This is a genomic window from Gallibacterium genomosp. 3 (genome assembly GCF_001678475.1).
GTDB classification, from domain to species: domain Bacteria; phylum Pseudomonadota; class Gammaproteobacteria; order Enterobacterales; family Pasteurellaceae; genus Gallibacterium; species Gallibacterium faecale.
This window is the reverse complement of record NZ_JTJR01000047.1, coordinates 18,766-31,586: the sequence shown is the minus strand read 5'-3', so window position 1 is coordinate 31,586 and position 12,821 is coordinate 18,766. Positions and strand designations below refer to the sequence as shown.

At 32.9% G+C, this 12,821-nt stretch carries 13 protein-coding genes and 1 tRNA gene; 11 read left to right on the top strand and 3 right to left on the bottom strand.

The annotated features are described in order from the left end of the window. The first annotated feature begins 7 nt into the window (after positions 1–7). From QV06_RS10575 to QV06_RS10550, 6 genes are all read left to right on the top strand, one after another. Entirely contained in the window at positions 8–1,909 is a 1,902-nt protein-coding gene (locus tag QV06_RS10575; protein ID WP_065238104.1) for an LTA synthase family protein, read from the top strand. Next, positions 1,906–2,637 (top strand): bifunctional 2-polyprenyl-6-hydroxyphenol methylase/3-demethylubiquinol 3-O-methyltransferase UbiG, encoded by a 732-nt coding sequence (ubiG, locus tag QV06_RS10570; RefSeq protein ID WP_065238103.1) that lies wholly within the window; start codon positions 1,906–1,908, stop codon positions 2,635–2,637. The genes QV06_RS10575 and ubiG overlap by 4 nt, the downstream gene beginning before the upstream one ends. A gap of 12 nt (positions 2,638–2,649) precedes the next feature. After that, on the top strand, positions 2,650–2,919 hold the full coding sequence (locus QV06_RS10565; RefSeq protein WP_065238102.1) for a YcgL domain-containing protein: 270 nt from the start codon (positions 2,650–2,652) through the stop codon (positions 2,917–2,919). A gap of 26 nt (positions 2,920–2,945) precedes the next feature. Beyond that, the gene (locus QV06_RS10560; RefSeq protein ID WP_065238101.1) at positions 2,946–4,031 is read left to right on the top strand and encodes a lytic murein transglycosylase; all 1,086 of its coding nucleotides are present in this window, start codon (positions 2,946–2,948) and stop codon (positions 4,029–4,031) included. An 835-nt stretch (positions 4,032–4,866) separates the two neighbouring features. Beyond that, on the top strand, positions 4,867–5,883 hold the full coding sequence (locus QV06_RS10555; RefSeq protein WP_065238100.1) for a porin: 1,017 nt from the start codon (positions 4,867–4,869) through the stop codon (positions 5,881–5,883). Between the two features lie 241 nt (positions 5,884–6,124). Beyond that, positions 6,125–7,156 carry a porin gene (locus QV06_RS10550; protein WP_065238099.1) on the top strand — a complete coding sequence of 344 codons (1,032 nt, stop codon included), beginning with the start codon at positions 6,125–6,127 and terminating at the stop codon, positions 7,154–7,156. A gap of 909 nt (positions 7,157–8,065) precedes the next feature. Here QV06_RS10550 and QV06_RS10545 read toward each other — a convergent pair. Together QV06_RS10545 and nfo are read right to left on the bottom strand one after the other, a co-directional pair. Beyond that, complete coding sequence (locus QV06_RS10545) at positions 8,066–8,572, bottom strand: NlpC/P60 family protein (protein WP_065238098.1); 507 nt, start codon at positions 8,570–8,572, stop codon at positions 8,066–8,068. Between the two features lie 135 nt (positions 8,573–8,707). Continuing rightward, positions 8,708–9,553: a deoxyribonuclease IV gene (gene nfo / locus QV06_RS10540; RefSeq protein ID WP_065238097.1), complete on the bottom strand. Its 846-nt coding sequence runs from the start codon at positions 9,551–9,553 to the stop codon at positions 8,708–8,710. 98 nt (positions 9,554–9,651) lie between these two features. Here nfo and QV06_RS10535 point away from each other — a divergent pair, with 98 nt between their 5' ends. The 3 genes from QV06_RS10535 (at position 9,652) to QV06_RS12035 (ending at position 11,095) form a co-directional block, all read left to right on the top strand. Further along, a complete protein-coding gene (locus QV06_RS10535) occupies positions 9,652–10,218 on the top strand; it encodes a TorD/DmsD family molecular chaperone (protein WP_065238096.1) in 567 nt (188 codons plus the stop codon). A 74-nt stretch (positions 10,219–10,292) separates the two neighbouring features. Continuing rightward, entirely contained in the window at positions 10,293–10,595 is a 303-nt protein-coding gene (locus tag QV06_RS12040; RefSeq protein ID WP_245174287.1) for a DUF3800 domain-containing protein, read from the top strand. 32 nt (positions 10,596–10,627) lie between these two features. After that, the gene (locus QV06_RS12035; RefSeq protein WP_245174286.1) at positions 10,628–11,095 is read left to right on the top strand and encodes a DUF3800 domain-containing protein; all 468 of its coding nucleotides are present in this window, start codon (positions 10,628–10,630) and stop codon (positions 11,093–11,095) included. 228 nt (positions 11,096–11,323) lie between these two features. On the opposite strand, the gene QV06_RS10525 is transcribed toward QV06_RS12035, so the two are convergent. After that, positions 11,324–11,413 (bottom strand) — tRNA-Ser (locus QV06_RS10525). Positions 11,414–11,623: 210 nt separating this feature from the next. On the opposite strand from QV06_RS10525, the gene QV06_RS10520 reads away from it, so the two are divergent. Together QV06_RS10520 and QV06_RS10515 are read left to right on the top strand one after the other, a co-directional pair. Next, entirely contained in the window at positions 11,624–12,286 is a 663-nt protein-coding gene (locus QV06_RS10520) for a Bax inhibitor-1 family protein (protein WP_065238095.1), read from the top strand. A 146-nt stretch (positions 12,287–12,432) separates the two neighbouring features. Further along, entirely contained in the window at positions 12,433–12,768 is a 336-nt protein-coding gene (locus QV06_RS10515) for a TusE/DsrC/DsvC family sulfur relay protein (RefSeq protein WP_065238094.1), read from the top strand. Positions 12,769–12,821 lie beyond the last annotated feature (53 nt).

Below are 12,821 nucleotides of genomic sequence, written 5' to 3'. Positions count from 1 at the left end.
ATAAGGAATGAGATATTTAAAACTACCTATAAAGTTGTTTCTGTTTGCAATAGGTCTATTTGCTGTTTTACGGTTATTATTTGTTATAACTTATTTAGAATATTTTGTTGATGATTTAAGTATTGGACAGTTATTGCAGGCATTTTTTTATGGCATTCGTTTTGATCTTAATGTCACCACAATATTTTTAGCACCGATTCTCTTGATCTGTGCGTTACCTTTTCGTTTCATTTATCAGGCTAACTTACAAAAAATCTTAGCGTATTTAGCGTTAATTGTTTTTGTTGCCTTTGGTGTAATTTCATTAGTGGATTTAACCTATTTTGGTGAAGTTTATCGTCATCTGGGACGGGAAGTGACTGTGATCGGAGAGGATATCTCCTTTATTTTTGAGTTAGCGTTTGGTTCTCGCTTGTTAAATACTGTTTTAGGTTGCCTATTTTTGTTATTGGTTATCGGTAGTTTTTATTACTGGATTATTAAACCGCTTTCTAAAACTCAGCTACAAACAAAATTACCTTCTTTGCCAATACATCTAGTTTCTAGTCTATTCTTTGTGGTTTGCTGTGTTTGGTTGGCGCGAGGAATGATTATTCAAGGTCGCCCAATTAGTTATGCAGATGCATTTGAAAATACCACAGCGACTAATCAAGCCAATCTTATTTTAAATACGCCATTTGTGGTAATGAAACAAATTCGAGCTCAAGAAGAATTTAAACCATTGAATTTGCTGAATGCAGAGGAGAAAAAGTTAGCTTTACCAAATGCAGAAGAGCAATTTAAATTTCAATCAGCAGTTGCACCAACGAGAAAGAATATTGTGCTTATTCTGTTAGAGAGTTGGAGTTATAAATATATTGATGGGTTAGCACATAGAGGTTATCACGCTACCCCATTTATAGATCAGTTGATTACTCAATCTCAAACATGGGATCACTATTACGCAGCAGGAAAGCGCAGCATTATTGGTATCCAAGCAATTTTATCTTCAGTTCCCGTCTTAAGTAATCATCCAACGTTAGGCTTTGGATTAGAGCTTAACCATCTTAGTCAAATTGGTAAAATTCTTAATGAACGGAATTATCGAACCATTATGATGCAAACCTCTAATCGCCGATCATTTAATGTGAATAGTATTGCGAGTGTATTAGGTTTCCAAGAGTATTATGGCAAAGAGGACGTACCAATTATTAAAGAGTATCCTCAAGCACCGCCACACTTCGGATGGGATTATGACAGTTTGCAATTTTTGTTAGGCAAAATTAATCAGACTCCAGCTGATCAACCTTTTTTTGCATTTTTATTTACTGGTACAACGCACGAACCGTTTGCGGATGCAGGAAAAGAGTTTCATATCTATCCGCATGATCCTCGCAGTGAACAAGGGTTTTTAAATGCGTTACGTTATTCTGATTGGTCATTAGAACAATTTATGCAAGCAGCGCAGAAACAACCTTGGTATCAGAATACAATCTTTATTTTTTCAGCGGATCATACATTGAATTCATTACCATCAGAAAATTTAGATGAGCAGTTTCATATTCCATTGGTCATCTTTGCACCAGATGGCAGTTTACCGCCACAACGATTGCAGCAATATGCTTCACAGTATGATGTATTGCCAACCATAATGGATTTACTTGGTATTCAAACGCCGATTTCAACATTTGGGCAATCATTAGTTCACCCAGTGAATACAAAGCCAGCGTTATTAGTCGGTAATGCACAGGTATTGGGAATGATTAGTCCATTAGGGAATGCAACTTTTATTGGTCAAAAACAGATAACCATTTCTGATCAAGGGGAAGCATTACAACAACAAATTTTACGCTTTAAACAGCGAGTAACCTTGGCAGATCAACTATTGGATAAAAATCAATGGGTTGAGGAAGAGGATCAGAATAGATGACAGAAAAAACACTAACAGCAAATGTAGATCAACAAGAGCTGGCAAAATTTGAAAAAATGGCAGCCACTTGGTGGGATTTAAATGGTGATTTTAAACCGATTCATCAACTTAACCCATTACGGGTTAATTACATTTTGCAGCATACGGGTGGTTTAGCGGGCAAAAAAGTATTAGATGTCGGTTGTGGTGGCGGTATTTTATCGGAAAGCTTGGCTAAAGTCGGTGGCGAAGTAACCGGAATTGATATGAGTTCTGAACCACTTGCGGTTGCACGTCAACACGCCAGTAAAAGCCAATTACAGATTGATTATCAACAAATTACTATCGAAGAGTTTTTACATCATCAGCAGCAAACAGGTGCAGAAAAATTTGATGTGATTACTTGTATGGAAATGTTAGAGCATGTTCCTGATCCGCTTTCCATTATTCTCAGCTGCCAGCAGTTATTAAAACCGAATGGGGTTTTATTTCTATCAACTATCAACCGAACATTAAAGGCTTGGGCATTGGTGGTGATGGGTGCGGAATATGTATTGAAACTATTACCGCAAGGAACGCATGATTACGAGAAATTTATTAAGCCAGCCGAGTTATTAGGTTATTGTGATCAAGTAGGATTGGTTTGTGAACAGTTAAAAGGCTATCACTATAATCCAATTACAGGCAATTTCTGGCTGAATAATGATGTAAGTGCGAATTACTGGGGTGTATTTAAACAAGGGAAATAGGTAAGAACAAAGATGTTATGTGCAATTTATAAAAGTCATAAAAAAGAGGGAATGTATCTCTATATTGAAAAACGTGACAACTTTACTAATGTACCAGAAGCCTTGCTTAATCTCTTTGGTAAACCACAATTTGTGATGTTATTTAATTTATTAGGACTGAAGAAATTGGCGCAATTAGATAATCAGGCGGTATTAGCACAAATTAAACAGCAGGGTTTCTATTTACAGATGCCGCCACCACCAGAGAATTTATTAGAGAGTTTTAAGAACAATAAAATATAGTTTAGTGTGATTAGTGTAGTAAAAAGATGTTAAAAAAAGCAATTTTAGGTTTAGGGGCATTACTCTTAGTTGGATGTAGTAGTTCGCCTTCTGTACCGACCAATGTTGGTGATATTAATTTCAATTATCCACATAGTAGAATATCAACAAATTTTAATCATTATGTGGATTATTTACGGCAACAAGCAGTGGCACAAGGAATTGATCCAACCGTAGTTTATTCACAACAAAATATTCAATTTGTAGAACGTTCGATTGCATTAGATCAGCAGCAAGCGGGGCGTAAGCGTTCTAGTTCAACACCTCCTCAACACAATCCGAAAGGGGTAACGAATTATCTGAATCGGGTTTTAACCAATACGAAAGTCGCATTGGCGATGCGTTATTTTGCTGAACAACGTCAAGAAGTGGAAACTGCCAGCCAACGTTTTGGGATTCAACCACAATATTTGGTTGCGTTATGGGGCATGGAAAGCAGTTTTGGTCGTTATCAAGGAAATTTTGATGTGTTGTCTGTGTTAGCGACCTTAGCGTTTGAAGGACGTCGTGAATCGTTATTTGCGAATGAATTTATTAAAGCGTTAAGGATTATTGAGCGTGGGTATATAGAACGGGAAAAAATGAAAGGATCTTGGGCCGGTGCAATGGGACAATCGCAATTTATGCCAAGTTCTTACCTAAGTTATGCAAAAGATGGTGATAACGATGGAATCGCCGATATTTGGCAAAACTATTATGACGCATTTGCCTCTATTGCAAATTATTTAGCAACTGTGGGTTGGAATAATCAATTACCTTGGGGGGTTGAAGTACAATTATCAGGTTGGTTAGATCCAAATATAGCTGGCACAGAAAATAATAAGGCACGTTCAGTTGCGGAGTGGCAGCGATTAGGCGTGTTATTGCCACAAGATGCGTTTTCACAACGTGCTATCTCTCAATTACAACGCACTAGAGTGTGGTTAGTGTTACCAAATGGTTTAGCGGGTAGAGCATTTTTAGTTTCTAAAAACTTTAAAACCATTATGGATTGGAATAAATCTTACTATTTTGCGATTAGTATTGGTAAATTTGCCGATCAAATTGCACAAGGTGCTGGTTTAGTTAATTAATTTTTCTATTTTATTTATATCAATAGCCTAGAAAATTCTAGGTTATTACTATTAATACATCTAATTTCAGATTATTTTTCATATATCAATAAATGGTTTCAGGTAATTACGTTATTCACTGGATTATAAGATTAGGAATAACAGAATTTTATCATCAAATTAGCCTGTCATTTTTGATAGTTTTTTGTTATTAACCAGTTTTGTTAATTTGATCATATTTTAGGGTGATATAAAAATTGGTATTGATATTTAAAGAAGAAATCAAAAGTTAATGAATAATTGTTTATTGAAGATAGAGTAATAAATAGGCATTTTGATTAAGATAAGAACAATTCTAATTTAGAAATATTTTGATAAAAAATGAACAGGCTAATTTAAAAAAGTGAGTTAGATCACAAATTTATCTCAATATAGAAAGAAGTAAAAAGTAAGTTATTAGGGAATAAGTTGGCTGAAAAATGAATTTTGATATTTTTTATTGTGATATGGTTCACAAAATTTAAAATTGATTCAAAAAATTTGGAACTTTTAGTTTTTATAGCATATTTAATAAAAATACATATATATCATATAATTAAAGTATATTGTAACATGTGTTACTTTTTTTGATGTTATTTTTCAAATGAAAGTAAATAATGGAATTTTTCTCAAGTTATTGAAATATAATGATTTTATAAAAAGTTCCGTAAGTTTGTGAAAAAATTGACAGAATTTGGAAAGCTTGTATATTTCATTTTGAAATGAGTAATCGTTGAGCAATCTAGATTGTTCAGCATAATCCAGTTATTTAATGGCTTACTGTTAAATAACATCACTTAACACAGAGGTGTCAATTATGAAAAAAACATTAGTCGCAGTAGCAGTAGCTGCATTAGCAGCAACTTCTGCAAACGCAGCAGTAGTTTATAACCAAGATGGTACTAAAGTAGAAGTTGGCGGACAACTTCGTTTATTACTTGCTAAAGATAAACATGAACGTGCAGATTTAAAATATGGTTCATCACGTATTGTAGCAAAAGCAACTCATGATTTAGGTGATGGTTTTAGTGCATTAGCAAATATTGAAGTTCGTTTTGATGATGTTGCTAATGAAAAACAAAAAGATGGTAACGCGTATGTTAAACGTATTTATGCAGGGTTTGCAAAAGATGGTGTTGGTCAAATTACATTCGGACGCCAATTAACAAATCTTGATGATGTGGGTGTATCAGATTATACCTATGATTTAGGTAACGTAAATGGTTTATTAACTACTGAAGTTAATAAAGACATCCGTTTCCGTAGTGCTGATTTTGCTGGCTTCCAATTTGGTTTAGATTATTTCTTTGGTAACCCATATAATGGAGATGAGGCAACTCAAAACCGTTATAATGATAAGTCTGGTTTTGGTGTATCTGCATTTTATACAACAGAACTTGCAGCAGATACAAAATTAAATTTAGAAGCTGGATATTCGCAAGTAAAACACGGTAATACAAGTACTACCGCACCTGAAGGTCCTTATAAAGAAAAAGCTTATTTAGTTGGTGTTGAGTTAGCATCTGGTCCTTTTGCATTAGGTGTTGATTATAGCGAGCAAAAAATTGTAGATGAAAAAGAAAAACGTTTAGGTGTTGGTGTTAAATATCAATATTTAGATAATGCGAAAGTTTATGCGCAATATAGATTTGCAAAAGAACTTTCAGAGGGGGAGACAGTATCTAAGGCAAATCGTTTTGTTTTAGGTACAGATTATAAATTAACTAAAAATGTCATTACCTATGTTGAAGGAAGCACGGAGAATACTAAATATGCAAGTGGTACAACAGAGAGAGATAATAAGTTTCGTGTAGGTTTACGCGTATTATTCTAATCTGAATTGGTAAAACTTGTGTAGATAAAGTCTTCAACTTAATAAGTTGAAGACTTTTATTGTTTAAAAAAAGAACATTTAATGTATTTTCTGTTTATTTTTTATTCTTGAATAATAAATAAAGATTGATTATCAAAAAGAGTTAGCGTAGGATTTTTGCTCGAAATGACGGCTATTAGACCAGCGTTTCAGAAAAAAGTTCACTGAACTTAAACTTAAAAATTTTTAAGAGGTATTTATCATGAAAAAAACATTAGTCGCAGTAGCAGTAGCAGCATTAGCAGCAACTTCTGCAAACGCAGCAGTAGTTTATAACCAAGACGGTACTAAAGTAGAAGTTGGTGGTCAAGTTCGTTTAGTATTAAGCAAAAATAAAAATGAACGTAGTGACCTTAAATATGGTGATTCTCGCCTTTCTGCTCAAGCAACACATGAGTTAGGAAATGGTTATAGCGCATTAGGAAACATTGAAGTTCGTTTTAATGATGTTTCTAATGAAGAAGAGAAAGATGGTAGTGCATATGCATATAATCTTTATGCAGGTTTTGCAAAAGATGATATTGGTACATTAACTTTTGGTCGCCAAGATACCAACTTAGATGATTTAGGTATTTCTGATTATACTTATGATTTAGGTGATGTAAATCAGACTAATACCCATAGTAATAAAGCAATTAAATTCCGTAGTGCTGAATGGAATGGCTTTAGCTTCGGTTTAGACTATTTCTTTGGTGGAGCTGTGAAAAACTCTGCTAATGAGCAAAATGAAAAAGGTTGGGGTGGCGCATTATTCTATACTGCTGAAGTGGCTAATGATACTACCTTAACTTTAAATGGTGGTTTTTCAAAAGTTAAAACTTTTGTGAGAGATACTAATTCAAATACTATTGCAGCAGATTATAACAAAAATGCATTTATTGTTGGTGCTGAATTAGCATCAGGTCCATTTGCGGTAGCAGTTGATTATTCTCAAAGTAAATTAACAAATCAAGTTGATGTAGATGGATTCAATAAAGTACGTGCATTAGAATTAGGTTTAAAATATAACTATTTAGAAAATGCTTCTGTATATGGTGAGTATCAATATGTAAAATCTACTTCATATGATAAATCTCAATATGAAAAAGCACACAACTTTATTCTTGGTACAGACTATGAATTAACTAAAAATGTAGTCACTTATTTAGAAGCTGGTACATTCCAATCTAAAGATCAAGATAATAACAAAGATAGAGATAACCAAATTGGTTTAGGTTTACGTGTTTATTTCTAATCTCACAATTTAGTTAGTCATTAAAAACACTTCAGTTCTGCTGAGGTGTTTTTTTATGGCTAAAATAAAGAGGAAAATAAGGTTAAATGATATTTACTGTATGCTCATTTCAGAATAGATAGGAGATATATTGATGATAAAAGACAGCATAGAAAAATGACTTAATTCAACTTTCTATTGCTAGTCAGCAAAAGTTTATAAGAACATTAATGTCATCACTAGAAGCAAATCAGAAAATGAAAGAGATTTTACGTTTAAATTTAGCGTTATTGGATGTTAATGTACCTAAACTAGAGAGTAAGTATTATCTTTTACTATGACTTAATAAATTGTTATTTCCTTTAGAAAAATAAGAAAGTAATTACAAGAAAGAAGTCTACTAAAATAGTACAAGCAGTTGATCCTAATTAGGATCAATCATTTTATCTATTATGCTTTTTATAAGAGAGGAATAGAGGCTAAATTTGAATTGATTTTCTACATTTATAGATGGAAAGTGATAGTTTTTTAATGGTGATAAGTTTAAAACACTTCTTATTACTTTCCACATAATATTTTTTAGGATGGTGAATGTTTTTCTAAAACAATAACTGAGGGGGCTTAATATTTAAAGTTGTTGCAATTTGTTGTTGTGATATCTCAATTCCTTGCGAATATGTTGAAACTAAACTGTAATTTTATTCCTATTTCATCAGCATTGATTTAAATTTATTTTGGTGCTCTATTGTATGATATAGCCTTAAGAGTATCCTATACACGGACATACCTTATTAAGGCATAAAGATACACATTTTATCTGTGTACATAGATAGTGCATATTATTGTGGAAAAATAAACCTACGATAAAAATCGTAGGTTTATTAGTAATCTAAATATCTAAAGGAGACATATTTCTATCAGAAAAATCAACTAATCAAGGATTCTACGAGATTGTGTATAAGTTCTAGACCAATAATTTTCATTTAAAGAACTAATAGTTACACCTTGGCTAGTACTAGAGTGAATAAATAAATTGCCTCCTAGATAAATCCCAACATGACGATTTTTTCTAAAGAAAACCAAATCCCCCTGTTTTAATTGATTTTTCTGGATTTGACGACCTAAAGATTTTTGTTCTGATGTGCTACGAGGAAGACTAATATGGAATTTTTCTGCAAATGCAGTTTGTACAAATGCTGAACAATCAATACCGCTTTTAGTGCTACCACCAAGTTTGTAACGAACTCCAGCCCATTCTTGATAGAAATTATTGAGTTTTTTATTAATAATTTTATGTTCGGTAGCGTTTGTTTTTAAAATTAATTCACCAATTGGATAATTTACATCAGAATGTGTAGCAGCTGTTTGCGTAGTAGATAAGTTACTACATGCTGTCAGAAATAAGAAACATATTAGTACAATAACTCGATAAAACATGACTCAACAATAAAAAATTAAATATAAAAATGACAACATCCTACCGAAAAAGCACTAGCCTGGCTAGTTATTTTTGATAAAAAATAGTAATTAAAGCTTATTTTTGTGAGTTTGTTCAATGTTTAAACTGGATTTTTAACAATTTTCTAACAAACGTAGCCAAGAAATTTCATCTTTCCAAATGTCAGGGTTAATTGTTTCTAGAATCATTGGAATATTATCAAAACGAGAGTCATTCATAATATATGAAAATACAGCTGTGCCAATCGTTCCAGCTTGTAAACAATCATGACGATCAACACGGCTACCTAATGGGGTTTTAGAACCATTGAGATGCATACCACGGAGAAATTGAAAACCGACAATATTGGCAAATTGGGTAAAAGTTTGTTCACAAGCATCAAGCGATGAGAGATCATAGCCAGCAGAGAAAGTATGGCAAGTGTCTAAACAGACGCCAACACGCTCTTTATTTTCAACATGGGCAATGATTTCTGCTAAATGTTCAAATTTCCAACCTAAATTTGAGCCTTGACCAGCAGTATTTTCAATTACTGCAACGACATTTGGTACTGTGTCTAGGGCAATATTAATTGATTCAGCAATACGTTTTAAACAGCTGAGTTCATCAATTTGTTGTAAATGGCTACCAGGGTGAAAATTCAGTAGTTTTAAACCAAGTTGATCACAGCGTTGCATTTCATCAATAAAAGCGGTTCGTGATTTTTCTAACCCTTCGGCAGTAGGATTGCCTAAATTAATTAAATAGCTATCATGTGGCAAAATTTGATCTGATGAAAACTGATATTTCTCACAAAATGTTCTAAATTTTTTGATACTTTCTTGGCTTAAAGCAGGCGCTTTCCATTGGCGTTGATTTTTTGTAAATAGAGCAAAGGCATTGGCATTAATTTCTACTGCACGTAACACAGCATTTTCTACGCCACCAGATGCACTAACGTGAGCACCAATATATTTCATTGTTTCTCCTAAAAATGATTTATTGAAAAATGAGAATTATAGTAAACTTAGCCACTTTCTTCATAATTTATTAATGATTACTAAGATAGCTAAAATATATGAGTGAACAACCTATTGAAATTAATAACTTTTCTTTAATTTGTCGTCTTTTTGGAAATCTATTTTATCGCCAACCGCAGGATTCAGTATTAACTCCCGCTTTACAGTGGATCAAACAGGGTGGAGTAAGATCAGTTTGGGCTTTGGTGTTGGATCAACAAAGCGAAGTGGCGATGATGAATTTACAGTCTAATTGGATAATCGAACAATTAGCTGAAGATTATCAGCATTTACAAGAGTCAGTTGATTTTCATTTATCAGATTATGATATTGCGGTAGCGGATTTTGTGCAATTTAGACAAGAACGAGCAATGCCTGCGTTAGAAAATCCAGATCATATCGCTTTATTGTTATTAACTGCTTCTTGGATTGAAGATCAAACAGGGTCTTTAACTGCACAACAAGCGTTTTTCCAAACTTTTTTATTGCCTTGTATGGGGCGCTTTTTGGGGCAAGTCGAAGCCCACGCTAAAACAGGCTTTTATCGTAGCCTAGCTCAACTTTGCCGTGATTTATTAGCAGCAATGGCAGATGAGTTAGAGGAAGAATTGGTTTGTGAGGAATAAGTTAATATTTTGCAAAAATCTGATTCTTTTTTATAGTAAGAGAAATATATGAATTTCTCTTCAAGGAACAAATTATGACTGCCACTAAGCAACCAGAGCTTCCACTATTTTCTAAACAAGTTAGTCAAATGAGCGAGTTTAGTAATTATATTGTTTATGTAGATGAAAGCGGTGATTCTAATTTGACTAAGATTGATGTTGGTTATCCTATATTTATCTTAGCTTTTTGTATTTTTTATAAAAAGAATTATGCCAAAAATCTTGTTCCTAGAATTCAAAATTTTAAATTTAAGTATTTTGGGCACGATATGATTATTCTGCATGAATTGAGGTTAGGAAGAAAATTACACCATTCACATTTAAAAATAAGAAGATAGAAGAAGAGTTTATATTAGAACTATCAGATATTTTGGATGAGAGTAAATTTGTTCTAATTGCAACAGCGATCAAAAAAGATAAGTTGTCATTAGGGAAATCTAATCAGAATGCTTACCACATAGCGTTGAAGTTTTGCTTGGAACAATTATATTCATTTTTAAGTGAGAAAAATCAGCATAATAGGAAAACTTTTATGGTTTTTGAGGCAAGAGGAGAAAAAGAGGATAAAGAGTTAGAGCTTGAATTTAGAAGGATCTGCTCTGGAATCAATAGGTTTAATGTTGTATTTCCTTTTGAAGTTCTGATTAAATCAAAACAAACTAATTCAACGGGGCTACAAATAGCAGATCTTGTTGCACGACCTATAGGCAGGAAGTTAATAGATAACCAAATGGTCGAAAATAGAGCTTTTAGAATTTTAGAGAAAAAATTTTATTATAAAGATAGCTGTAATCTTGGATGTCATTATTATGATTATGGGTTAAAAGTTTATCCTTAAAAAGCGAAAAGCCCCCGAATACAGGAGCTTTACGCCGACCAGAGAACCCTCCAATCCATTTCCAAACATTCTATACTAATGTAGATTAGTATTGCAATTTATTTTGTAAAAATGAATTTATAATAAATAAAATTTTTTATAAATCAATAAGATAAAAATATCTATGGAAATACTACTTTATAACTCTAAGAAAAAATGAAATATAGAGAGGGATAAAAATAGAGTTGATGGCGGAGGAAGTGAGATTCGAACTCACGGAGGACGTAAATCCTCGCCGGTTTTCAAGACCGGTGCCTTCAACCACTCGACCATTCCTCCGCAGAGCTGGTTGTTTTCAGCGGTGTGCAATATAGTATAGTTTGATCTTGCAGTAAATAAAAAAATTGAAATTTTAATGCAATAGCTTACTTTTTAAGCCTTATGTTGTTTTTTTACACTTTTTAGGCTTTTTATCGCCGTTATTATTGACATTGTCAGTATAAATTATTACCGTTATTGAGTTATTTTGTTAATTAGGAGACTTACCTTATGCAACCAAAAATTGTTGTCGATACTCGAGAAAGTTCAACTTCCATACTAAGTACGAATCGTGTATTACGTAATACTTACTTTTTATTAGCATTAACCATTGCTTTTTCTGCATTTACTGCTTATTTATCAATGGCATTTAATCTTCCTTATCCGGGATTAATTGTAATGTTAGTCGGTTTTTATGGTTTACTCTTTTTAACATATAAATTGGCTAATAGTGGGCTTGGCATTTTAGCAACATTCGCTTTTACTGGCTTTTTAGGCTATACCTTAGGACCGATTTTGAATATTTATGTTAGTCAAGGGCTAGGTGATGTTGTTGTTACTGCATTAGCTGGTACAGCATTAGTCTTTTTTGCTTGTTCTGCTTATGTCTTAACCACGAAAAAAGATATGTCTTTCATTGCTGGAATGATGTTCTCTTTATTTATTGTGTTAGTCGTAGGTGTGATTGCAAGTCTATTTTTAAATATTCCAGCATTACATTTAGCAATTAGTGCGTTATTTATCGTATTCTCAAGTGGTGCAATCTTATTAGAAACCAGTAACATTATTCATGGTGGTGAAACAAACTATATTCGTGCGACTGTAAGTATTTACGTGTCACTTTATAATATCTTTGTAAGCTTGTTGAATATCTTATCGGCAAGCCGTGATTAATCATCAATGAAGTAACGATAAAAATGAAAGAACCGCATCAGATGATGCGGTTTTTTAATGGATTAATTATAGCGATAGATATTTTAATCAGTTCTTCTGTGTGGAATTTTGTACAATATTTGAATTAGTGGAAAAGGAAAAACGATATGCAATATATTGAATTTAATGGGCAACAAATTGAAGTTGATGGACAAGGTTATTTATTAAATAGTGCTAGTTGGTGTCCAGAGATTGCATTAGTAATCGCAGAAAAAGAAAACTTAACATTAACAGATGCACACTGGGAAGTGATCTATTTTGTACGTGATTTTTATCAAGAATATAAAACTTCTCCTGCAATCCGTATGTTAGTGAAAGCAATAGCACAAAAATTAGGTGAAGATAAAGGGAATAGTCGCTATTTACAGCGGTTATTTCCAGATGGACCAGCAAAACAAGCAACAAAATTGGCAGGATTACCTAAACCTGCAAAATGTTTATAGTTGATAATAATTCTCATTTACATGTGATGATGATTGGGCTAAACTAACTATAA

Excerpts from the sequence above, each read along its gene's own strand:
- QV06_RS10575 (WP_065238104.1), top strand. The coding sequence starts at position 8 with ATGAGATATTTAAAACTACCTATAAAGTTGTTTCTGTTTGCAATAGGT.
- ubiG (WP_065238103.1), top strand. The coding sequence starts at position 1,906 with ATGACAGAAAAAACACTAACAGCAAATGTAGATCAACAAGAGCTGGCA.
- QV06_RS10565 (WP_065238102.1), top strand. The coding sequence starts at position 2,650 with ATGTTATGTGCAATTTATAAAAGTCATAAAAAAGAGGGAATGTATCTC.
- QV06_RS10560 (WP_065238101.1), top strand. The coding sequence starts at position 2,946 with ATGTTAAAAAAAGCAATTTTAGGTTTAGGGGCATTACTCTTAGTTGGA.
- QV06_RS10555 (WP_065238100.1), top strand. The coding sequence starts at position 4,867 with ATGAAAAAAACATTAGTCGCAGTAGCAGTAGCTGCATTAGCAGCAACT.
- QV06_RS10550 (WP_065238099.1), top strand. The coding sequence starts at position 6,125 with ATGAAAAAAACATTAGTCGCAGTAGCAGTAGCAGCATTAGCAGCAACT.
- QV06_RS10545 (WP_065238098.1), bottom strand. The coding sequence starts at position 8,572 with ATGTTTTATCGAGTTATTGTACTAATATGTTTCTTATTTCTGACAGCA.
- nfo (WP_065238097.1), bottom strand. The coding sequence starts at position 9,553 with ATGAAATATATTGGTGCTCACGTTAGTGCATCTGGTGGCGTAGAAAAT.
- QV06_RS10535 (WP_065238096.1), top strand. The coding sequence starts at position 9,652 with ATGAGTGAACAACCTATTGAAATTAATAACTTTTCTTTAATTTGTCGT.
- QV06_RS12040 (WP_245174287.1), top strand. The coding sequence starts at position 10,293 with ATGACTGCCACTAAGCAACCAGAGCTTCCACTATTTTCTAAACAAGTT.
- QV06_RS10520 (WP_065238095.1), top strand. The coding sequence starts at position 11,624 with ATGCAACCAAAAATTGTTGTCGATACTCGAGAAAGTTCAACTTCCATA.
- QV06_RS10515 (WP_065238094.1), top strand. The coding sequence starts at position 12,433 with ATGCAATATATTGAATTTAATGGGCAACAAATTGAAGTTGATGGACAA.